Origin of the sequence: Gluconobacter sp. Dm-62, assembly GCF_018256155.1 — a bacterium.
Classification (GTDB): domain Bacteria; phylum Pseudomonadota; class Alphaproteobacteria; order Acetobacterales; family Acetobacteraceae; genus Gluconobacter.
Map to the genome: position 1 here is coordinate 101998 of NZ_JAERLY010000006.1, position 20800 is coordinate 122797.

Here is a 20800-nt window from a genome sequence, read left to right on the forward strand (position 1 = left end):
AGTCCTCAGTCCGCTTTAGGCAGCACGAACAGGGACTGCGATACGGTCCCGCCCAGATGCACATCGGACAGCGCAATCGTTGTCGTACGCCCCTGTGCGTCCACGACGCTCCATCCCAGCAGAGCCAGCGGCGCATCGGAGAACACAAGCGTCAGACTGCCTTCTCCGGCGCTCTGCGTGCGGACAAGCTGAACCCGGATCTCCCCGTCCCGATGCCCGAATCCCGTCACCGTCACATCGCCTGAAAGCTTGAACTCAGGACGCAACAGCAGGCCGAGAGGCGTGCGGTCGAGCGGGAGGGTCGTAACCTGATCGACGCTGCGGTCCTGAAACACCACGCGCCCGTCATTGGCCACCAGCAGCAGCGGGCTTGGCTTGTCGTAATCGAAACGCATCCGGCCGGGCCGATCGAGCGTCGCGGTTCCGCTCGTCGTGCTTCCATCCGCAGCCGTCTGGCGGAACCGCGCCTGAAGCGTGGTGACCTTGCCCAGCGTGTCTTCGATCCGGGACACCCAGCCCTGATCCGCAGGCCGAAGCTGAACAGGAGCCGTCTGCGCAAACGCCACGCAAGGCAGAGCCGCAGCAGGGAGAAAAGCCGCTAAAACGGCAGCGCGGAAAAAGGAACGGTTCATCATGTCTCAGGAACTGCCAATCAGCACGCCGGTTGCAAAAACGAGAGCCCCGCCAAGGAAAACCTGCACCATGGCCGAGCCGAACGGCGTGTCCTGATAGCGCCAGCGGATCCAGGAAATCAGCAGCAGCTCGATCGCCACGGCCACGATCGAAACACCGAATGCGAGATGGAAATCCGGCACCAGAAACGGCAGCGTATGGCCGATGCCACCGCCAAACGTCATGGCACCACAGATCAACCCACGCAGAAGCGGCGCGCCCCGTCCGGACAGCTTGCCATCATCAGCCAGCCCTTCCGCCAGTCCCATGGAAATCCCGGCGCCAAGGGAGGCCGCAAGCCCGACCAGAAAGGCCGCATGCGGGCTATGCGTTGCGAAGGCCGCCGCGAAAACCGGTGCGAGCGTCGAGACGGAGCCGTCCAAAAGCCCGACCAGACCCGGCTGCACGATCCGCAGGACAAAGTCCCGGCGGCTATGCTCGTCCTCGCGGTCACGGGTATTGTCATTGAGATGCGCATCTTCGAGGCGTCGTGCCTCGCGCTGATGCCGGTCTTCCTCGGTCGCCAGATCACCAAGCAGCTTGCGGATTTCGGCATCGTTGGTCTGCCCGGCGGCCTGACGGTAAAATCGCGCCGCCTGCCGCTCCATGTCGGCGGCCTGCGCGCGGATCGCCTCAATCCCGCGATTCTGCATCTGCCAGGCCGATTTGCGGGACGGAAACCCCTGCACATCCTGTCGCCGAACCAGCGGAATATGATTACCGAAACGCCGGACGAACAGGTCGATCAGCGCCCGGCGATGATGGTTTTCCTCTTCCGCCATATCCTGAAAAATAGCGGCGCTGTCGGGATAGTCTTCCGCCAGCATCTGGCCGAAATCCGCGTAAATATGACCATCCTCCTCCTCGCTGGCGATGGCCAGCGCAAGGATTTCGCGTTCGGTCAGCTCGGAAAGTTTCGTCACGTAGGCAGCAGATCCCGTCTCGTAAAATCAGATGGCGGCTTCGGTAAAGAGCGGCTTCACGCTCTGGCCCCACGCGCCGTTATACAGATCCAGCCAATACTGTGCCTGATTCGGGCCGCCATCAGCAATCAGATGCAGCGGATCAAGGTACCCGGCCTCATTGCGCACACGCGCCCGCAGCCCCTGCTCGGCCAGTTCAACTACGCGCTTTGCAAACGGCTTCAGTCCACCCGGGAACGCGGCATCCAGCCCCAGACGCGGCACTTCGGCCCGAAGCTGCTGATAGGCACTCCAGGGCTGCTCACGCACCAGCTTTTCGGCGGCTTCCAGCGTGGCGGGATCGTAAAGCAGACCGACCCACAGGGCTGACTGCGCCACCATCATTTCAAGCTTGCCCGCGTCCGCGCCGCGCATTTCAAGGAACTGCTTGAGACGCACATCCGGGAACACCGTCGTCAGATGGTCTTCAAAATCGCCGACCGTCGGGGTCAGACCCTTCAGCGGCTCCTGAATGTCTCCAGCGAGCCAACGGCGGAAAGAGCAGCCCGCAACGTCGATGTTCTTGCCATCGCGCGAGACGAAATACATCGGCACGTCCAGCGCCCAGTCCACATACTGCTCAAAGCCGAACCCATCCTCGAAGAACACCGAAGGCTGGCCGGAACGCTGGTTGTCCGTATCCGTCCAGATCCGCGCCCGGTTGGAGAGCAGACCATTGGCCTTGCCCTCAACGAACGGCGAATTTGCAAACAGCGCGGTAGCCAGCGGCTGCAGCGCGAGCGACACCCGCATCTTGCGCGCCATGTCGGCTTCATCGCTGAAATCAAGATTGACCTGAACCGTGCAGGTCCGCGTCATCATGTCGAGGCCAAGCGCGCCCACCTTCGGCATGTAGTTGCGCATGATCGCATAGCGGCTCTTGGGCATCCACGGCATCGCATCACGCGACCACAGCGGCTGGAACCCGAACGGCAGGAAACCCAGCCCAAGTTCCGCAGCCGGACCACGGACCTGATCATAATGCGCCTGCATCTCCACTTCCGTTTCCTGAAGCGACACAACCGGCGCACCCGACAGCTCGAACTGTCCGGCTGGCTCAAGCGAAATCGCCCGCCCGGCCTGTGCGTTCTGCCCCTTCAGCCCGATCAGATTTTCTCCGTCCCGGATCGGTTCCCAGTCCGGCCCCTGAAGCTTCTCCAGCAGCGCTCCGATTCCACGCGGCTCGTAAGGCGGCGGAGAGAGCGGCTCACGTCCGTCAGCATCATGAGGGAGAACGAAACCGAATTTTTCATGTTCGGTGCCGATCTTCCATTCCGATTTTGGTTTGCAACCACGTTCGATTGCCTCGACGAGCTGCGCCCGGCTTTCGATCGACGCAGTATTGGACGTGCCGGGATTGGACATGGCGTTTGGCCTCGGTCTGAATTCGTTGTTCGACAATGATTGAACTGTAGCAGGTCCGACGGTTCTGTCACCCTCAGCCCGCGCTCTCGGCTCCTGCTGCCAGACGGGCCAGCCCTGCACAGACTGCCGTCTCCGCCCGCAGCACCAGCGGCCCCAGACTGAGCGCATGAATGGCCGTATGCCGCCGGAGCATCTCCACTTCCGTGTCCGAAAATCCGCCCTCCGGCCCGATCAGTAAAGCCGCAGCCCGCACAGTCGCATCATCGCCAGGACGACGCTCCAGAGCAGCAAAAAGCGGCCAATTCTCCGGCCATTCTGCCAACACGGCCCGCAACGACTCAGGCGGTAGAATCTCGGGAACATCCAGCCGTTCGCACTGCTCCGCCGCTTCTGTCGCAATCACGGCCAGACGCTCCAGGTTAAGCCGGTGCGTGTTGGTCCGCTCCGTCACGACCGGCCGAAAACGCGTTACGCCAAGCTCCGTCCCCATGCGGATCACAAGCTCCGTCGCGTCCCGCTTGAGCGGCGCAAACAGCAACTCCACTCCTTCAGTCGGCGCAGGAGCGCGCTCACAGCGATGCAGCAGGACGCTGCCTTTGTCCTTTTTCAGGGCCGCGATCTCCGCGCCCCACTCTCCGTCGCGTTCATTGAACACGCACACAGCGCTGCCCACGCCCTGACGCATGACGTTGCCCAGATAATGCGCCTGCCCCGGTGGAAGCGGGACGGTCTGGCCTTCAGCAAAGGCGATTTCGGATGCGGGAAGATAAAGACGGGGGTCGGATCGGCTCATCCTTTTCCGATAGCGCGCCTCGCCCATTGACGGAAGCATGTCCGCACAGCATCACATCTCCCATGAGCCAGACCCGCGCCCATACCGATATCAAACTGACCGGCCGCATTGCGCGCCTGCCCGAGCCATGGCGCTCCTATGCCCTGCTCGCCCGTCTCGACCGCCCGGTCGGAACATGGCTCCTCTTCCTGCCCGGCGTGTGGGGCCTGTTCCTTGCGCCGAATGCGTCTCTCCAGACACGCCTGATCGACACAGTCCTGTTCGCGTTCGGCTCGCTCGTCATGCGCTCGGCCGGCTGCGTCGTGAACGATATCTGGGACCGCGACATCGATGCCAAAGTCGCTCGCACCGCAGGCCGCCCCCTCGCTAGCGGCGCGCTGTCCCTGAAGCAGGGCCTGCTCCTGCTCGCCGTGCTTCTACTGATCGGGCTGGGCGTGCTGGTCTGCCTGCCCCCCGTCTGCTGGGCCCTCGCCCCGCTCGCGCTTCTGCTCGTCGCCCTGTATCCGGCGGCCAAGCGCGTGACATGGTGGCCGCAGCTCGTCATGGGCTTCACCTTCGGATTCGGTGCGCCGATGGGTTACGCCGCTGCCGCCGGGACGCTCGATGGCAACGGTCTTCTGCTCTACGGCGCAGTCATCCTCTGGCAGCTCGGATTCGATACAATCTACGGCTTTCAGGATATGGACGATGATGCCCGCATCGGCGTGCGTTCTACCTCCCGCCTGATGGAAAAGAATGCCCGTCCGTTCATCGCCACCTGCTACAGCCTGATGATTCTGGCACTGGCCCTCGTCGGCATCCATGCGCATCTGCACTGGATTTTCTGGCCGTTTCTCGGCATTGCAACGGCCATGCTGCTCCAGCAGGTCCGCGTACTGAACCCCTATGACGCCCCGGCCTGCCTCAGGGAGTTCCGCCAGAACGTACCCATCGGATTCGTACTGGCCACCGGGTTTGTCGCCGCAAGATTTTTCGGATGAGCACGGCCCTGAGCGATCCCGCCGGTTTCATCAACGACAACACCGTCATCGCTCAGGCCACGCTCGTGCCTGAGATTTCCCTGCATCTGGCCACGGAAATCACACCCATCTGGCAGGCCAGCGAAGTCTATCTCGAACAGATCGGCATCGAGCCACCTTTCTGGGCCTTCGCATGGCCGGGCAGCCAGCTCATCGCGCGCTTCATTCTCGACAACCCCGATCTCGTTCAGGGACGCCGTGTTCTGGATGTCGCCTGCGGATGCGGTCTTGCCGCCATTGCCGCTGCCCTTTCAGGGGCGTCTGTGGTGCAGGCGAACGACATCGACTTTATGGCGCTTGAAGCGACGTCCCTTAACGCACGCCTCAACAACGTCGCTGTCACGCCACTTCCCGGTGACCTGATCGGAACGATCCCCGATTGTGATCTGCTGGTTATCGGGGACGTCTGCTACAACGAAGCCATGGCCGCGCGGATCATCCCCTGGCTTCTGGAATGCTCCAAAATCTGCGAAGTCTGGCTTTGCGATCCGGGCCGGCATTATGCGCCGTCAATGCCCCTCGAAGTCCTGATCCGACAGTCCGTATTCGTCACTCAGGAACTGGAAAGCGTGGAGCAGCGCGCCACCACGCTGTTCAGGCTGCGAGATATTTCCGCCCCAGACTAAGCGCAGACCCCGTCAGCGCGGCGAACATTGCAGCCCCAAGGCAGATGAAAGCGGGATGGGGAAAGATCGTGAACAGCCCCGCCACGAGCAAAGCACCTGTCGTCTGCCCCGCCAGGCGCGCTACAGAGAGCATCCCACTTGCGCCGCCCTCGCGTCCGGGAGGCGCCGTGACCATGATCGCGCGGTTATTGGGGGGCTGGAACAGTCCGAACCCACATCCGGCAAAAAGCGTGCGCCACGCAATATCCCAGTTGCCTGCATCGGTCGGTAGAAACCATAGCAAACAGAATCCACTCGCCGTAATGAACAGGCCAATCGAAGACAGGACCGAAGCCGGGAAACGGTCAGCAAGACGGCTGACGACAAAGGACATCGTCGCCACCCCGACAGCCCAGGGCGCGATCAGAAGACCAATCGTCCCCGCGCCACGATGAAAGGCGGTCGCCAGCGTAAACGGCATCGCCACAATATACAGATTGGACGCCACGAACCCCAGGAACCCGACCAGACACGCCAACAGGAATGGCCGCCGCGCCAGAAGATCAACCGGGACGATCGGCTCCAGCCTTTCACGCTGATAGTGCAGTAGCATCGCCCAACACAGTACACCTGCGACCGTGACAACTGCCCCCGACACGAAATCGGCATGCATCAGTCCATCGAGCCCCACTCCCGTCAGGGCAAAAGAGGCCACGGTTAGCAGGGAGCCGACCATATCGGTCGGAATATCGCTCCGCGGGGTCTGCGGCAGTGCAGCATGTGCCAAAGCCAGCGCAGCCAGCGCCAGCGGCAGATTGATCCAGAAAATCCAGGGCCACGTCGCAACAGACAGGATCAGCGACCCCAGAGAAGGCCCAAGTGCAACGCCAAGGCCCACAAACAATCCGTTCAGAGCGATACCGCGACCCAGTTCCTTATGCGGGTAGATGAAGCGGACCAGCGCAATATTCACGCTCATGATGCAGGCCCCGCCGACACCCTGCAACGCCCGCGCGAGCGTCAGTTCCAGCAGGTTCTGCGACAAGGCACACGCCACAGAGGCGATCAGGAACAGAAAAATCCCAAACTGGCTGAGCCGCGCAAACCCAACACGCGCGCCAAGCGACGCCAGCGGCAGAAGGCAGGACAGATTGGCCAGCTGATAGGCGTTCACCACCCAGATCGCCCGCGAAGACGACGCATGCAGGTCCTGCGCGATCAATGGCAGGGCGACATTGGCAATCGCATAATCCAGCACCGACAGAAGCAGCGCCAGAAGCACGGCCGACATCGCCTTGAACCGCTGGGCCCCATACAGCCCGGCATGGCGTTTAGAGTCGTATTCTTCTTGCGGGCCGTCTTCTGTCGTAGCCGTCATTCTCTTACCGCCCCAGATCACGCAGGCGCGTGCCTGCAAAAAGATTGGCTTCCAGCCTCTCGAGCGAGACGCCTTTCGTTTCGGGTACGAACAATAGGGTCACGAGAATGAAAAGACCATTGAACACGGCAAACATCAGGAACGTCGACGACGCGCCCATCATTGCCATGCCCAGTGGGAACATGTTGGAAATCGCCCAGTTTGCGGCCCAGTTCGTTACCGTGGAGCAACCGATTCCGAAATCGCGCCCACGGGTCGGCTGCACTTCGGAGCACAGCGTCCAGACCAGCGGCCCTTCACCGATGGCGAATCCGGCCACGAACAACAGCACAAACCCGCACAGCAGAAGCTGAAGCGCAAAGCTCTGCGCACCGATCGCCAGCAGCGTTCCCACCCCGGTAAGTGAAAACGCCGCAATACCACAGCTGAGAAGCAGAAGCGGACGCCGCCCCCACCGATCAACACAGGCGATCGCCACCCCGGTGAGCGTCATGTTCGTCAGCCCGACCAGTGTGGTTGCCCAGATGGCCGCATTCGTTCCGAAATGCGCTGCCTGAAACACGCGCGGCGCATAATAGAGGAGCGCATTGATGCCGGTGAGCTGCTGCATGATCTGAAGCAGCATTCCGAAGAAAACGGTCCGGCGGAAATTGGAATTGCTTTTAAAAAGCCCAATGCCCGCATCGCTGCTCTTCTGCAGGCGCGACTGGATGTCGATCAGTTCCGCTTCGGCCACTTCCTCGTCAGAGCGCAGGCTCTGCAACACGCGTCGCGCACGATCCTTATCACCGCGCATCATGAGCCAGCGTGGGCTGTGTGGCAGGATCAGGACGATGCCAAGAAACATGCTGGCTGGCACAGCCATGATACCCAGCATCCAGCGCCAGTGCGCCCCTGAGGCCAGCAGGCTATCTGAAATAAACGCCAGAAAAATTCCGAGGGAAACCATGAGCTGGTAGAACGAAATCATGGCGCCCCGAACGGACTCAACCGTGATTTCGGAAATGTAAAGCGGGGCCGCAAAGGCCGCCACACCAACCGCCAGACCAAGAAAAATCCGTCCAACGATCATGATCGCGGCCCCTGGCGCCAAAGCGCAGAGCATTGTCCCGATCAGGAACAGGATGGCCGCCCCGAGCATCGCGCCGGTACGCCCGAACCGGACCGAAATCCGCCCGGCAAAAAGCGATCCGACCGTCGCTCCGGCCATCATCGAAGAGACGATCCAACCTTGCAGCGCATCGCTTGCATGAAAATCGGTCGCAATAAAAGGAAGCGCGCCGGCTACTACACCGGTATCGAGGCCGAACATAAGGCCGGCCAGCGCAGCCAGAATACCAAGGGTTGTCGCCCGTGCCGTGCTGCGGGTCTGTTCCGTGGACAGCCCCCCACTGGAAGACGAAGCAATCCCAACCATACCCGTAGTCACCCTTACCCGAAACACATTCCCTCTTCATATCGAGGGATACAGGACCGAACGTTCCGAAACCGGAAACAGCCGGTCCTGTATTAATGATCAATCAGGGGTGTGGTCTATATCCAAACGGACAGAAAATCACTTTTCCGCGTAAGGATTTTTCGTTCCACGCAACTGCAGACGCACAGGAACACCCGGCATGTGGAACGTCTGACGCAGACCATTGACCAGATAGCGCTTGTAGGAATCCGGCAGCTGTTCCGCACGTGTACCAAACAACAGGAAGGTCGGAGGACGCGCCTTAACCTGCGTCATGTAACGCAGTTTGAGGCGACGGCCATCCACCAGAGGCGGCTGATGACGTTCAAGCGCATCTTCAAACCAGCGGTTCAGCTCACCCGTCGAGACACGCGAGTTCCAGATCTCGTAAACTTCACGCACGGCCGGCAGAAGGCGATGCACGCCTGCCCCTGTCAGCGCGGAGAACGTCACGACCGGAATACCACGCACCTGCGCCAGCGAAATCTCCAGACGGTCCAGAATCGCTTTCTTTGTCGCGTTCCGGTCCTCGACCGCATCCCACTTGTTCAGTGCGATGACACAGGCGCGACCTTCACGCTCGATCAGACGACCGATCTGAAGATCCTGCTCATGCACGCCAAGCGTCGCATCGATCACCAGCACGACCACTTCCGCCATTTTCAAGGCTTCGATGGAGGCCGAGACGGACATCTTTTCGAGATGCTGCTCGACACGGGCGCGCTTGCGCATTCCGGCTGTATCGACCAGCCGGATCTCGCCATGCTCGTCCTGCAGATCGACGGTAATGGAATCACGGGTCAGACCGGCCTCGGGGCCGGTAATCATCCGCTCTTCGCCAAGCAGACAGTTCAGCAGCGTGGACTTGCCCGCATTCGGACGGCCGATGATGGCCAGACGCAGCGGACCAGCTGGACGTTCGTCCTCCTCTCCGTCTTCGCCTTCGGCCTTCGGAGCCGCACGGCGACGGGTCTTTTCAGCCGGCGGGATACGCTCGGCAATCTCACCCATGAGATCGGCAATACCTTCGCCATGCTCGGCAGACAGAGCCAGCGGCGTGCCAAGACCAAGGGAATAGGCTTCAAGAGCCGCATTCGTCCCGGCCTGCCCTTCAGCCTTGTTCGCAATCAGCAGAACCGGACGGTTCTGGCGCCGCAGCCAGCTTGCAAAATGCGCATCTGCAGGCGTGATGCCGGAGCGGGCATCAATGCAGAACAGCACCAGATCCGCCATCGCGACAGCGGATTCGGAGGACGCGCGCATCCGCCCGTACAGCGTATCGGGCGCAGCCTCTTCCAGACCGGCCGTATCGATCAGCCGGACACGACGGCCGCGCAGAAGGGCCTCGCCCTCCTTGCGGTCACGCGTCACCCCCGGCATGTCGGATACGATCGCCTGACGGCGGCCGACAAGCCGGTTGAACAGAGTGGATTTCCCGACATTCGGGCGCCCGGCAATAACAACAACGGGCAGGTTCTCAGAGGTCATTCGTTCAGCCATAGGCCCGCAGAATGGCGTCCTGAGACAGGGTCAGCACATGACCGTCACAGACGATCGGCTGAACCTGACACGGGGCGACGGTCTTACGGGTCAGTTCAAGTTTCCCGGTCACGGCATTCACGACAGCCATGCCTTCTTTTGGAAAGGTGGAGAAGCAGATCAGCTTACCATTCACCAGAAGCGGTCCGACCCAGGCAATGGCGTCTTTTTCCGCATCCTCACGGATGAAGCGACGCAGCTGGGTAATCCAGCGCACATGCCCGGACAGACGATCCAGACATGCGATCTGCTGATCCGTAGACAGCACATACAGCCAGTCGCCGCAGATCGCCATAGGACTCTGCCCGCTGACCTCACGCTCCCACAGACGCCGCCCCGACCGCATATCGATCGCCACCATGACACGGGACATGGATACGGCGTAAGCCGTCCCTCCCATGATGACTGGCGCGCCGCGGATGCAGGAGAAATCGAGCATGGCGCCCATACCGTTGGAGCCGCCGAGACTGTCACTCCAGACCATCTCACCCGAAGCGGCGCGAAGAGCAACCAGATCGCCGCTTCCAAAGCCTGCGAGGATCACACCATCCACGAAAGCCGGAGCTGACTGGCCAAAAATGACCGTATCCGACGCGGTCGCCTGATACGTCCAGATCTGACGCCCCGTCTTCGCATCCAGTGCGATGAGACGTTCGTCAATGGTCCCAAAGACCATCAGCCCTTCGGCAATCGTCGGCGCAGAACGGCCGGGCGTTCCCGTATTGACGCTCCATCTGACCTTGCCAGTCAGAGCCTCAACGGCGAGCGCCTGAGCCACACCGTCCACGATATAAAGTGTATCACCATCAAGGGCGAGACCGCCCCCGATATTCGTCGAACGACTGTTGGCGGCAGCTGGCTGGCGCGTCCAGACATGGCGACGTTCCGGCCAGGTCCAGGCCTTCACAACGCCCTGCGCGTCGGTCGTAAAGATATGCCCGTTTCCAATCACGGGCGGCGACTGAATGGCCCCACGGTTGGTCGGCATAATGGCGATCATCGACAGGAAGCTGGACGGATCGGTCTGCGCACCGACCGAATGACTCCAGACCAGATCCGGGCCGTTCCACGCAGCATTCATAGCAATATGGGAAGGACGCCCACCTTCCTGAAGCCATTCCCGAACCGGCTGGACCGGACCAAGATTAATCGGCGTGTGATCTTCATGATCGACCGTCAGCCCGGCCCCCGTGGACAGAACATCTACGCGATGGCCGGCCAGAGGCGGCTTCTTGTCATCTTCAAACAAACTGCATCCGCCCAGAACGGCCAGAGCACTGCCGGAACAGGCCGTCCGTAACAGACCTCTGCGATTCATGGAAAAGGAAGAGCGGGAAAGAACAGGACGGCGCATCAACCGGCGTCTCCAAATGTCTCGAGCAGGGCCTGTGCACGTGCACGCACCCCTTCAGTCGCGTTTGCACTGCCAATGATCTGCGTCAGGACGCGCCGGGCTTCCTTCTGCTGGTCCGGCGTTGCATCAGGATGCAGGTCAAGTGCGGCAAGACCTTCCTGAGCCAGAGCCGCCCAGGCGCCTCCACCCTGCGCCAGGGCTTCGTACCCCGGACGCAGCGTCTTCGGATCGGCGGTCGCGGTCTGGGCATTCAGGCTCATATAGCGTGCCATGTCCCGCAGAGCGGGATCAGCTGCGCTATCCTCTGCAACGCTTTTCCAGGACCGCAGGGCAGCAGCCGTCTGATGCGCCTGGCTCTGCAGATCGGCCAGACGGAGCGCGGCATAAGAGCGCACACCTACGGGACCATGCTCCGCCAGATCCTGGAAGGTCGTGGTGGCCTTCTGGGTGGCCGCGGCGTCATGCTTGGGATCGGACAGGGCCGTCATGGCGGTAAAATACCGTGCCGATGCCGCCTGCTGTGCTGCGTGGCGCGCGTGACTGTTCCAGCCCCACACGCCGCCACCAATGGCCCCAATCACGGCCACGACGCCCACCACGGCGCCAATGCGCCGTGCCATGGCCCGCAACCGCTGCGCCTGCATTTCTTCGTTCACCTGCGTGATGAAATCGTCTGCCACCTGGTCCCCTGCTGGATCGGTCTTCAAACTGTTTGCGCGACCATACAGGTGCCGCACCCTCGCGGCAAACGCTTCACACGGTCGGAAGGAGGCTGAAACGGGCCATGACTGTGAAAAACGGTATCATGTCAGAAAATCCGACCGACATTCAGACTTCCTTAACGGCCCCGGAAGCATCCTGATGGCCATGAAAAAGCCCGTCCCGCTCCTGCTGCTTCCACTGATATTCTGCGTGCTTGCGGGCTGTGCGCCAGATCGCATCGCTTCAGCCATCACCGGCAAGGACTGCAACACGGCGTATCTGTACGACGACGAAAGTTTCTGCGCCCGCCCGGTCGGTCCACCCCCGCCACAGCCCTACTGCACGACAAGCTTCGAGGGTACGACCTGCTGGGCGCGTCCCGACCTCATGCCTAATGTCGCCCGCCAGACCTATGAGGGTCCGACAACCCTGACGCCAAACCAGAACAAGGAACGCATGGGGCAGTAAGAATCGCAGACTGCCCCTTCCCGGCCTCAGTGGTGGCCGAGCTTGCGTCCTGCGGCTGCCAGATTGGCTGAAAGCGTCTGAAAAGAAGCGGCGATATGAGACTGGACAGCCGCACTCCCCGCATGAACATGGGAGATCCGCGCACTCGCGTCTTGGCTGATCGCCGTTTCTTCCCGGTTGGCCTGAGCCGCAACACACGCATTGTAGACGCGAGCCGCCTTTTCATAGACCGTCACGCGATCAACGCTCTCGTTATACTGTGCAACTGTGCCGGCCTTGACCGCAGGCGCCTGCGGCTCAGCGCCACATTTTGCGGCGGTCCATGCCGCCTCGGCCGCACTGGCCGTTCCGGCACCGGCAATCCCCGCAAAAACCAGACCAAACAGCATCGCCTTACGGATGGCGACAACGCAAAATGTCATACAGCTCCCTTTCCTGATTGAAGCGTTGCGCGCCCTACGCCCAGATCAAGGCGCAAATTTGGCAGGCTCTCCGGTCGGCGCACCCGAAACCTCATTGTCCTGCATCACGACCGTTCCACGGACGATCGTCGCCATCGGCCAGCCTGTTACATGCGTTCCGTCAAACGGCGTCCAGCCTGCTGGCGTGACGATCCAGTCATTGGTAATTTCGCGCTCGGCCTTCATATCCACGAGCGTGAAATCGGCGTCGAATCCAACAGCCATGCGCCCCTTCGTCTGCAGTCCGTAAACCCGTGCTGGCCCCGCCGCCATCAGATCCACCAGACGCGACAAGGACAGCCGCCCCGCATTCACATGATCAAGCATGACCGGCACGATGGTCTGCGTCCCCGTCAGACCCGCCGGGCATTTCGGCCAGGGAAGCTGCTTGGCCTCCAAAGGATGCGGCGCATGATCGGACGAGACCACGTCCACGCGCCCGTCCCGCACGGCGCGCCAGCTTTCCTCCCAGTGCGGCCGATCACGCAACGGCGGGTTCATAACGGCCAAACCACCGAGCTTTTCGTAACATTCCGGCGCCACCTGCGTCAGATGGTTCACCAGAACCTCGACCGTGGAAATGTCGCGATAATCAGCCAGATATTCCAGCTCTTCCGCCGTCGAAACATGCAGGATATGCGCCGGACGGTTGGTCTTGCGGGCCAGCGCCATGATGCGGCGCGTGCCAAGGAACGCACATTCCACATCCCGCCACACGCTGTGCGTTTCGTAAGGCTGGCCTTCATGGAACATCGGCTTGCGGGCCTGAAGGCGGTATTCGTCTTCAGAATGATAGGCCACGCGGCGATGCCCGGAGCGCATGACCGCTTCGAGCCCGGCATCGTCCTCGATCATCAGATTGCCCGTTGACGACCCGGCAAACACTTTCACCGCACAGACACCCGGCTGCTGTTCCAGCATTGCCAGGTCCGGCGTGTTCTCCCGCGTCGCACCGACATACATCCCGACATCCACATGCGCCGTCTTGCGGATATGATCGCGCTTCCAGTCAATCATCGTCACGTCTGTCACACTCGGGGACGTGTTGGGCATATCGAAAACCGTCGCGATACCGCCCAAAGCCGCAGCCCGCGTTCCGGTCTCAAGCGTTTCGACCTCGGGCTTGCCCGGGTCACGCAGATGGACATGCGCGTCGATCAGCCCGGGCAGAACATGCAGACCACGCGCATCGATCACCCGGTCCGCCTCATCCGCAGACCCGACAGACAGCGACGCCACCTTCCCGTTGCGCACGCCGATATCCGCTTCAGCCTCGCCCCAGGGAAAAACGCAGATTCCGCCGCGGATGATCAGATCGTAATGCATGTTCCGTCCTTGCAAATCAGTAAGACACTCATAAAGCGCGCGAGAGAGTTTCGAACGTATCCCCGTCCACGGGAACCCCTTCGATATGATGACGGTGCCACAGCGCGTAAAACAGCAGCGTCCAGGCCTGACGCGCCACGCCGCGCTGGCTGGCCCGGGCAAAAAGACGCTCCACGTCCGGCCCGGGCATCATGGCCCTGATGCAGGGCTGCCGCGCGACCAGCGGTCCCAGACGGTAGGCGTGCTTCTCGATCCACGGCCCGACCGGCACGGTAAACCCCTGCTTCGGCGCAAAAGGACGCGCCTGCGGCAGCGCATTCTGAAGCCAGCGCCGCAGAAGCCATTTTCCGTAACCGTCCCGCACCTTGAAATGCTCCGGCAACGGCCAGATCGCTTTGGCGACAACGGGGTCCAGCAGCGGGGTCCGTCCTTCGACGGAATGCGCCATCAGGCACCGGTCCAGCTTGAGCAGCAGGTCGTTGGGCAGCCATTCCGCAATATCCAGCGCCTGAGCGCCTTCCAGCCCCGAAACGCCAAGCGCCAGCTCCGTCATGGCAATCCCGCGCCGCCACTGCCGCCCATGCTCTGCAAAGCGCCTACCGAACGTCCCGGACCGGTACGGCCCGCGACCGCCCTTCCACCAGGGCTTCATCACGCGCCGATAGCGGCCATAGCCTGCAAAAAGCTCGTCCCCGCCTTCGCCACTCAGGATAACAGTGACGTCCTTTTGCGCCTCACGCGCCAGAAACCATGTCGGGATGACGGCATAATCCGCAGCCGGATCGTCCATGCATGCCACGATGGCTGGCAGCTCACGCCAGACCATCTCTTCCGTCACGGTCAGAACATGATGCTCGGCCCCGACTGAAGCCGCCAGTGCAGCCGCATCGGCAGACTCGTCCGCAGCCCCGGCATCGAAACGCGCCGTCCAGGTACGCGGATGCGGTAGTCCCAGCCGATGCGCCGCCGCCAGAATGACCGAGCTGTCGATTCCGCCCGACAGGAACAGCCCCAGCGGCACATCCGCCCTCAGATGCGCGCCCACACTGTCGAGCAGCGCCGTATTCAGCCGCGCCAGCGCCTGCTCGTCGCTCAGACGGGCCGGAACCGTATCCCGCGCTTCATGCAGAACATGCCGCCGACGCGATTCCACGATTCGCCCATCGACAATCCGCAGCGTCTCACCAGGCAGAAGCCGACGGATCCCATCGAAAATGATGTCCTGCCCCGTCGTGAACTGAAGCTGCATCAGTTCATCCCGCGCACCGTCCCGAACGCTGCGCCTACCAAACCCACCCGCCAGCAGCGCCTGTGGTTCTGAAGCAAACGCGATGCCACCCTCGTATGCGGCGATATAAAGCGGCTTGATGCCAAACGGATCACGCGACAGCACCATTTCATGCCGCCCATGCTCGTTCTCCACGATCGCGATGGCATACATGCCCCGCAATTCGTGCGTGTAACCCGCCCCATCATGCAGCCACAGATGCAAGGGCGGTTCGCAGTCGCTCTGTGTCTGAAAAGACGTCCGGGAAAACCGCTTGCGGATCGCCGGATCGTTATAAATTTCCCCATTCGCGATCAGAGCTGCCGCACCAAGCCTGAACGGCTGCGCGCCACCCGCGATATCAACGATGGAGAGCCTGCGATGACGCAACGCCGCACCACCCAGATCCAGCCGCCCTTCCCCATCCGGTCCACGATGAAAAATGGCCTGGGACATCCGCTCCAGCGCATCCTGATCCGGACGATGCCCGGGCAGGCAGGACAGACCCGCAATTCCACACATCAGGCCCGCACCCCATCCAGAAAAGCCGACCATCGCGTCATGACAACGTCCTGTGCAAATTCCTGCTCAAACCGCGCCCGTCCGTTCACAGCAAGACGCTGCGCCACCGCGGCGTCCTCCAGAACACTCGCGATCTGCGCGGCCAGATCACGCTCGTTCTCAACCTCCGCCAGAAGCCCGTCCTGTGTCCCTTCAAGGATTTCCTTCGGCCCCTGAATACTGCTCGCCACAACCGGAACACCAGCGGACAGAGCCTCGATCACGACATTGCCCAGCGGCTCGATCCGGGACGGACAGACCAGAACATCGCACGCCCGCAGCCAGGGACCGCTCTGCGCGATCCAGCCGGGAAGATGAACACGAGCCGCAACAGTTTCCGCCTTCGCCAGCGCCTCAAGCGCCTCCCGCTCCGGCCCCTCGCCCGCAATCACTAGATGCACGCCCGGCAGGTGCTTCATGGCCCGGATCAAGACGTCGAAAGCCTTGTTCTCATGCAGCCGTCCCAACGCGAGAACAAACGGCACATCAGGAGGCAGAAACTCCGGCCGCTGCGGCGTCACGGACGAAAAATCCGTCGCGAAATTGGGTAGATGATGCACGCGGTCGGCTGCCCAGCCCTGCGCCCGCATCCACTCCGCCAGACCGCGTGTATTGCCGATGAGATGGTCACAACGGCGATAGTTCGACAGGTCGTAATACCCGCCCAGACGCCCGGCCATCTGCCACGGCCCTGACGGTACCAGCCGGGCCGCACGGCTCATCCATGCCACGACGACATCCGGCCTGAACGCTTTCAGACTGCGCCGGAGCCCCGGCGTGGTCCGCAGATCCAGCAGTCCACCAAACCGGAAGGCCCGGGTGTCGACGCCCGCTTCCTCAAGCCGCCCGACCCGGCCTTCATCCTGCCGGATCAGCGCCTGAACAGGGCGTCCGTCCCGCATCTGGGCCATCGTCAGACGCTCAAAGAACAGCTCCGCGCCACCCCTTGGAGCGCCAGCCATTACATGGGCCACACGACCCCGATACCCGTTGGGCGATGCAGAATTCATATCTCTTCTATCGGCCATGCCCGACAGGGCATCAAGTCAGTCCGCGCACCCGCCGGAAGCACAAACGTCTTTTTCATGCAGGATCTTCGTCGCGGCCTTCAGGACAGCCGAAACATCCAGCTCATTGATCGGCGCGTGACCCTCCGGCCCAGGTGCTTCCACGAACCGCGCAAGCCGCCCGGCCGGTGCATATTCCGAGGCCCGCGACGGCCCGAACAGACCAAGCGTCGGCGCCCCCGCCGCGGCGGCCAGATGCATCAGTCCCGAATCATTCCCCACGAACAGAGCGCAACGCTGAAGAAGTGCAGCCACCTCACCCAGCGATTTGTTTCCCCCAAGGTCCAGAGCATCCGGCAGTGCCTTCAGCACCGGCTCCGCCCTCGCGCGCTCACCCTCACCGGGGCCATAAAACACAACAGGACGCAGATTTTCCGCCCTCAACGCCTGCGCCAGTTCCACAAACCGCTCGGGCGGCCAGATCTTGCCATCCCAGTTCGCTGTCGGCCCAAGTGCCAGCCACCTCCCTTTAGGCAGCGTCGCAGTCGCGTTCGCCCGCTGCGCGTCTGACGTCCAGACATGCGGCATGGGTGTCCTGCGATATCCGAGCGCCTCTCCAAGCTGTTCGATGCGCCGCCCGGGCCGACGCCCACCCCGCACGATGATCCGCCGCCGCGCGCGCAACGTCAGCCCGAGCAGAGAACCGCGCAGATCCACGACCATGAACCAGCGCGTCCGGAAACAGGCGCGCCACAGATCAATCCAGTGCCGATCATGCCGGCGCTTTTCCATGGTGATGATGCGTTCGCAACGCGGGTCCGCCTCGAAAAGCCCTGCCGCCACGGGGCCGCAGACCACCGTGAACATCGCCGCCGGATAACGCTTCTGCAATGTATCCAGCACACCCGTGGAAATGACCGCATCGCCCAGGCGGTTGGACGTGATGAACAGGATCCGCATCATTCGCGGTGCCACACCGCATCCTTGATGGTGCTGACAAACGCCTCATGCGCCTGCAATTCTTCCGCCGTCGGGGGCGCCATTTTCCGTGCCGGGCGATGGGCCAGCGCGTTGATCCCCTCGGTCATGCTGCGACTGCGGGACGGGCCGGCCAGACCCAGCCCGCGCTGACGCCCCCCCATGAGTTCGACATACACTTCGGCCAGCAGTTTGCAGTCCAGCAGCGCGTTATGGGTGCCACGCTGCGACAGGTCGATGCCGAAACGCCGACACAGCGCATCGAGGCTCGCAGGAAGGCCGGGATATTTTTTCCGCGCCATCTCCACCGTATCAATGGCCCGACTGGCATAGTCGAGCGGCTCGCGACCGCAGGCCTTCAGTTCGGCATTGACGAACTTGAAATCGAACCGCGCATTATGCGCGATCATCGGGCTGTCCCCGATGAACTCCAGAAACCCGTCCGCCACCTCGGCAAATCTCGGCTTGCCTTCCAGATCCTCGATCCGGAACCCGTGCACTTTCGTCGCCTCGGGCGGGATGTCGCGCTCGGGATGAACCATCACATGATAGGCCTCACCCGTCGGCAGATCGTCGATCAGTTCGAGGGCCGCGATCTCGATGATGCGGTCGCCCATATCCGGGTCAAAGCCCGTGGTTTCCGTATCGAACAGGATGGATCGTTTCATGACGCCTCACGAAGCCGGTGCAACAGGGCATGGACCTGCCTGACGGTCTGCCCACGCGAGAGGCCGGTTCGTATCACGATGTGGGCCCGGCGTCTGCGCTCATGGTCGCTCATCTGCCGCGCCAGCAACCCTTTGGCATCCGTCACACTCATGCCCTCCCCACCGCGACCGCGCTGCCTGATACGTGCCAGCCGTGTCCCCATCGGAGCTTCAGCCACCACCACCATATCGCAGCGCCGGTCCTCGCCGATTTCCATCAGCAGTGGAATATCCAACACACAGAACGGCTCCTGCCGCGCCCGGCACTGCTTCAAAAACCGCTTACGCTCGGCCCGGACGAGCGGGTGCATAATGGCTTCGAGACGTTTCAACGCCTCAGGACGCCCACGCACGGCCTCACGCAGCGCCGCACGATCCAGACATCCCTCACGAACGGTCCCCGGAAATTCCTTCCCGATCAGCGGCAGAGCTTTCCCCCGTTCGCCCTGAAGCGCCCGGACACACGCATCCGCATCAAAAACCGGCACACCTTCCCTGCGGAAAAGCGCGGCGACCGTGCTTTTCCCGGCCGCCATGCCCCCGGTCAGACCAATAATCTTCACGCGTCAGTGCGCAGGCTCGCCGCCAGCAGATCGAACGTCGTCCGATCCGCTTCAGGATCAACCCCGAACCATGCCCAAAACCCGGCCCGCGCCTGATGCACGAGCATGCCCAGACCATCTACTGTCCGCAGCCCCCGCGCCTGAGCGGCCAGCAGAAGCGGCGTCTCGCGCGGCGTATAGACGATATCCGTCACGCACAGCCCCGGCGCGGCCTCGCGAAGGGCCGAATCCCAGTCCATCCCCGCCTTGCCGCCCATGCCCATCGACGTGGCATTCACCAGAAGCGAACAGCCCGACAGTAGCGACGGCCATTCATACCAGGCCACAGCCTCACCGCCGCCCAGCGCCTCGACCAGAGCCTCGGCCCGCTCCAGCGTCCGGTTGGCGATCACAACCTCGCAGCCCCGATCCAGAAGCGCCGCCGCAACGGCGCGCGCCGCGCCGCCCGCACCCAGAACCATGGCCCGACCGCCGATCGCCACGTCATGTGCGCTCAGATTGTCGCAAAACCCGGTCCCGTCCGTACAGTCGCCGATAATGCGTCCCGCCACGAAACAGATCGTGTTCACCGCCCCGGCCCGTTTGGCCGTCGGGGTCAGCTCATCACAGGCCCGCATCGCCGCTTCCTTGTGCGGGATGGTGACATTCACGCCCTGAAACCCGGCCTCAGCCAGTCCACGCAGCGCCCGATCGAAGCCTTCCGGTCGCGTCGGCAACGGCACATACGCACCGTTCACACCATTCACCCGGCACCAGTGATTGTGCATCAGCGGCGAGCGCGAATGCTCCACCGGCCATCCCATGACGCCGGCAAGTTTCGTGTGCCCGTCAATCATGCGCCCTCTCCTTCCGCCAGCCTTTCCCAGACTTTCGGCAGAAGCACCGCCAGACGCGCAGCCCAGTCCCGCTGTCCGGTCTTTTCGGCAATCAGATCCTGCCGGATTTCAATTTCCAGATAGGGCAGCCCACCCGCTTCCGCATGACGCGGCACCGTATAATCGGACGCGTCCGTCAGGACATAAGGTTCATTATCGCCCACACACAGCGTCGGGTCTTCACGCAGCAGTTCCAGAGCAATCGACGCCATGCGGCTGTCCTGATTGTGAAGGATCCCGATCTGCCAGGGCCGATCCTTGCCATTCATCTGCGGCGTGAAACTGTGCAGCGCGATCAGCGCCGTCGGGCGGGGGCCGCGTTCGGTCAGAACTTCCGCGATCGTGTCATGATACGGATGCAGGATTTCCCGCTCCCGCTTCGCACGGCACGCTTCCTGCGCCGCCTGATTGACCGGAACCTGCGTCCCGTCGCTCACCAGCGGCATGGACGTCGGATGGCCCGGCGCGCGGTTGCAGTCGATCACAAGCCGGGAATAGACCTGCTCGATCAGCGCCGAACCCAGCGTCTCGTGCAAGACGCGCCCCACGCCCACGATACCGATATCCCAGGCTATGTGACGCTCCCAGTCCTCGGTCTGCACCCCCATATCCCCCAGCGCATCCGGAACCGCCCGCCCCGCATGGTCGCTCACGAACACGAACGGAGACGGCGTCTTTTCAGGAAAAAGAAGGAAAGGCGCCGGATCACTGGCGCCAAGAAGGGGAGCAGACATCAGGACTT

At 62.3% G+C, this 20800-nt stretch carries 21 protein-coding genes; 3 read left to right on the forward strand and 18 right to left on the reverse strand.

Features of this window, described 5'->3' with window-relative positions:
• Window positions 1–5: 5 nt before the first annotated feature.
• The 4 genes from JK202_RS08475 to JK202_RS08490 form a co-directional block, all read right to left on the reverse strand.
• Window positions 6–635, reverse strand: coding sequence for an outer membrane lipoprotein carrier protein LolA (locus tag JK202_RS08475; protein WP_211560136.1), 630 nt, complete (start codon window positions 633–635; stop codon window positions 6–8).
• 3 nt (window positions 636–638) lie between these two features.
• On the reverse strand, window positions 639–1595 hold the full coding sequence (gene mbfA, locus JK202_RS08480; RefSeq protein WP_211560138.1) for an iron exporter MbfA: 957 nt from the start codon (window positions 1593–1595) through the stop codon (window positions 639–641).
• Window positions 1596–1622: 27 nt separating this feature from the next.
• Window positions 1623–2999 (reverse strand): glutamate--cysteine ligase, encoded by a 1377-nt coding sequence (locus JK202_RS08485; protein WP_211560140.1) that lies wholly within the window; start codon window positions 2997–2999, stop codon window positions 1623–1625.
• A gap of 73 nt (window positions 3000–3072) precedes the next feature.
• On the reverse strand, window positions 3073–3819 hold the full coding sequence (locus tag JK202_RS08490; protein WP_211560273.1) for a 16S rRNA (uracil(1498)-N(3))-methyltransferase: 747 nt from the start codon (window positions 3817–3819) through the stop codon (window positions 3073–3075).
• 35 nt (window positions 3820–3854) lie between these two features.
• Here JK202_RS08490 and ubiA point away from each other — a divergent pair, with 35 nt between their 5' ends.
• Both ubiA and JK202_RS08500 read left to right on the forward strand, forming a co-directional pair.
• Window positions 3855–4772, forward strand: coding sequence for a 4-hydroxybenzoate octaprenyltransferase (gene ubiA / locus JK202_RS08495; RefSeq protein WP_211560142.1), 918 nt, complete (start codon window positions 3855–3857; stop codon window positions 4770–4772).
• Entirely contained in the window at window positions 4769–5437 is a 669-nt protein-coding gene (locus JK202_RS08500) for a methyltransferase (protein ID WP_211560144.1), read from the forward strand. The genes ubiA and JK202_RS08500 overlap by 4 nt, the downstream gene beginning before the upstream one ends.
• Here JK202_RS08500 and JK202_RS08505 read toward each other — a convergent pair.
• The 5 genes from JK202_RS08505 to JK202_RS08525 form a co-directional block, all read right to left on the reverse strand.
• Window positions 5406–6794 carry an MFS transporter gene (locus tag JK202_RS08505; RefSeq protein WP_211560146.1) on the reverse strand — a complete coding sequence of 463 codons (1389 nt, stop codon included), beginning with the start codon at window positions 6792–6794 and terminating at the stop codon, window positions 5406–5408. The two genes, JK202_RS08500 and JK202_RS08505, sit on opposite strands and share 32 nt — an antisense overlap.
• Window positions 6795–6798: 4 nt before the next feature.
• Window positions 6799–8211 carry a sugar porter family MFS transporter gene (locus JK202_RS08510; RefSeq protein ID WP_211560148.1) on the reverse strand — a complete coding sequence of 471 codons (1413 nt, stop codon included), beginning with the start codon at window positions 8209–8211 and terminating at the stop codon, window positions 6799–6801.
• A gap of 138 nt (window positions 8212–8349) precedes the next feature.
• Entirely contained in the window at window positions 8350–9738 is a 1389-nt protein-coding gene (gene der, locus JK202_RS08515; RefSeq protein WP_211560150.1) for a ribosome biogenesis GTPase Der, read from the reverse strand.
• Between the two features lie 4 nt (window positions 9739–9742).
• Window positions 9743–11143: a PQQ-binding-like beta-propeller repeat protein gene (locus tag JK202_RS08520; protein ID WP_211560152.1), complete on the reverse strand. Its 1401-nt coding sequence runs from the start codon at window positions 11141–11143 to the stop codon at window positions 9743–9745.
• Window positions 11143–11823, reverse strand: a complete 681-nt coding sequence (locus tag JK202_RS08525) for a tetratricopeptide repeat protein (RefSeq protein ID WP_349291848.1) — start codon at window positions 11821–11823, stop codon at window positions 11143–11145. The genes JK202_RS08520 and JK202_RS08525 overlap by 1 nt, the downstream gene beginning before the upstream one ends.
• A 181-nt stretch (window positions 11824–12004) precedes the next feature.
• Between JK202_RS08525 and JK202_RS08530 the strand changes: the two genes are divergently transcribed.
• A complete protein-coding gene (locus tag JK202_RS08530) occupies window positions 12005–12313 on the forward strand; it encodes a hypothetical protein (RefSeq protein WP_249199828.1) in 309 nt (102 codons plus the stop codon).
• Between the two features lie 26 nt (window positions 12314–12339).
• Here the strand turns inward: JK202_RS08530 and JK202_RS08535 are convergent, their stop codons facing one another.
• The 9 genes from JK202_RS08535 to JK202_RS08575 are packed head-to-tail and all read right to left on the reverse strand — an operon-like array spanning window position 12340 to window position 20792.
• Window positions 12340–12735 (reverse strand): hypothetical protein, encoded by a 396-nt coding sequence (locus tag JK202_RS08535; RefSeq protein ID WP_249199830.1) that lies wholly within the window; start codon window positions 12733–12735, stop codon window positions 12340–12342.
• A 45-nt stretch (window positions 12736–12780) separates the two neighbouring features.
• Window positions 12781–14100: a dihydroorotase gene (locus JK202_RS08540; RefSeq protein ID WP_211560154.1), complete on the reverse strand. Its 1320-nt coding sequence runs from the start codon at window positions 14098–14100 to the stop codon at window positions 12781–12783.
• Window positions 14101–14128: 28 nt separating this feature from the next.
• A complete protein-coding gene (gene asnB, locus JK202_RS08545) occupies window positions 14129–15889 on the reverse strand; it encodes an asparagine synthase (glutamine-hydrolyzing) (RefSeq protein WP_211560282.1) in 1761 nt (586 codons plus the stop codon).
• Window positions 15889–16938: a glycosyltransferase gene (locus JK202_RS08550; RefSeq protein ID WP_211560156.1), complete on the reverse strand. Its 1050-nt coding sequence runs from the start codon at window positions 16936–16938 to the stop codon at window positions 15889–15891. The genes asnB and JK202_RS08550 overlap by 1 nt, the downstream gene beginning before the upstream one ends.
• A gap of 36 nt (window positions 16939–16974) precedes the next feature.
• The gene (locus tag JK202_RS08555) at window positions 16975–17895 is read right to left on the reverse strand and encodes a glycosyltransferase family 9 protein (RefSeq protein WP_211560284.1); all 921 of its coding nucleotides are present in this window, start codon (window positions 17893–17895) and stop codon (window positions 16975–16977) included.
• Complete coding sequence (dnaQ, locus tag JK202_RS08560; RefSeq protein ID WP_211560158.1) at window positions 17895–18581, reverse strand: DNA polymerase III subunit epsilon; 687 nt, start codon at window positions 18579–18581, stop codon at window positions 17895–17897. Before dnaQ ends, JK202_RS08555 begins: the two co-directional genes overlap by 1 nt.
• Window positions 18578–19183, reverse strand: coding sequence for a dephospho-CoA kinase (gene coaE / locus JK202_RS08565; RefSeq protein WP_211560160.1), 606 nt, complete (start codon window positions 19181–19183; stop codon window positions 18578–18580). The genes dnaQ and coaE overlap by 4 nt, the downstream gene beginning before the upstream one ends.
• Complete coding sequence (locus JK202_RS08570; RefSeq protein ID WP_211560162.1) at window positions 19180–20019, reverse strand: shikimate dehydrogenase; 840 nt, start codon at window positions 20017–20019, stop codon at window positions 19180–19182. Before JK202_RS08570 ends, coaE begins: the two co-directional genes overlap by 4 nt.
• Window positions 20016–20792: an N-formylglutamate amidohydrolase gene (locus JK202_RS08575; RefSeq protein WP_211560164.1), complete on the reverse strand. Its 777-nt coding sequence runs from the start codon at window positions 20790–20792 to the stop codon at window positions 20016–20018. Before JK202_RS08575 ends, JK202_RS08570 begins: the two co-directional genes overlap by 4 nt.
• Window positions 20793–20800 lie beyond the last annotated feature (8 nt).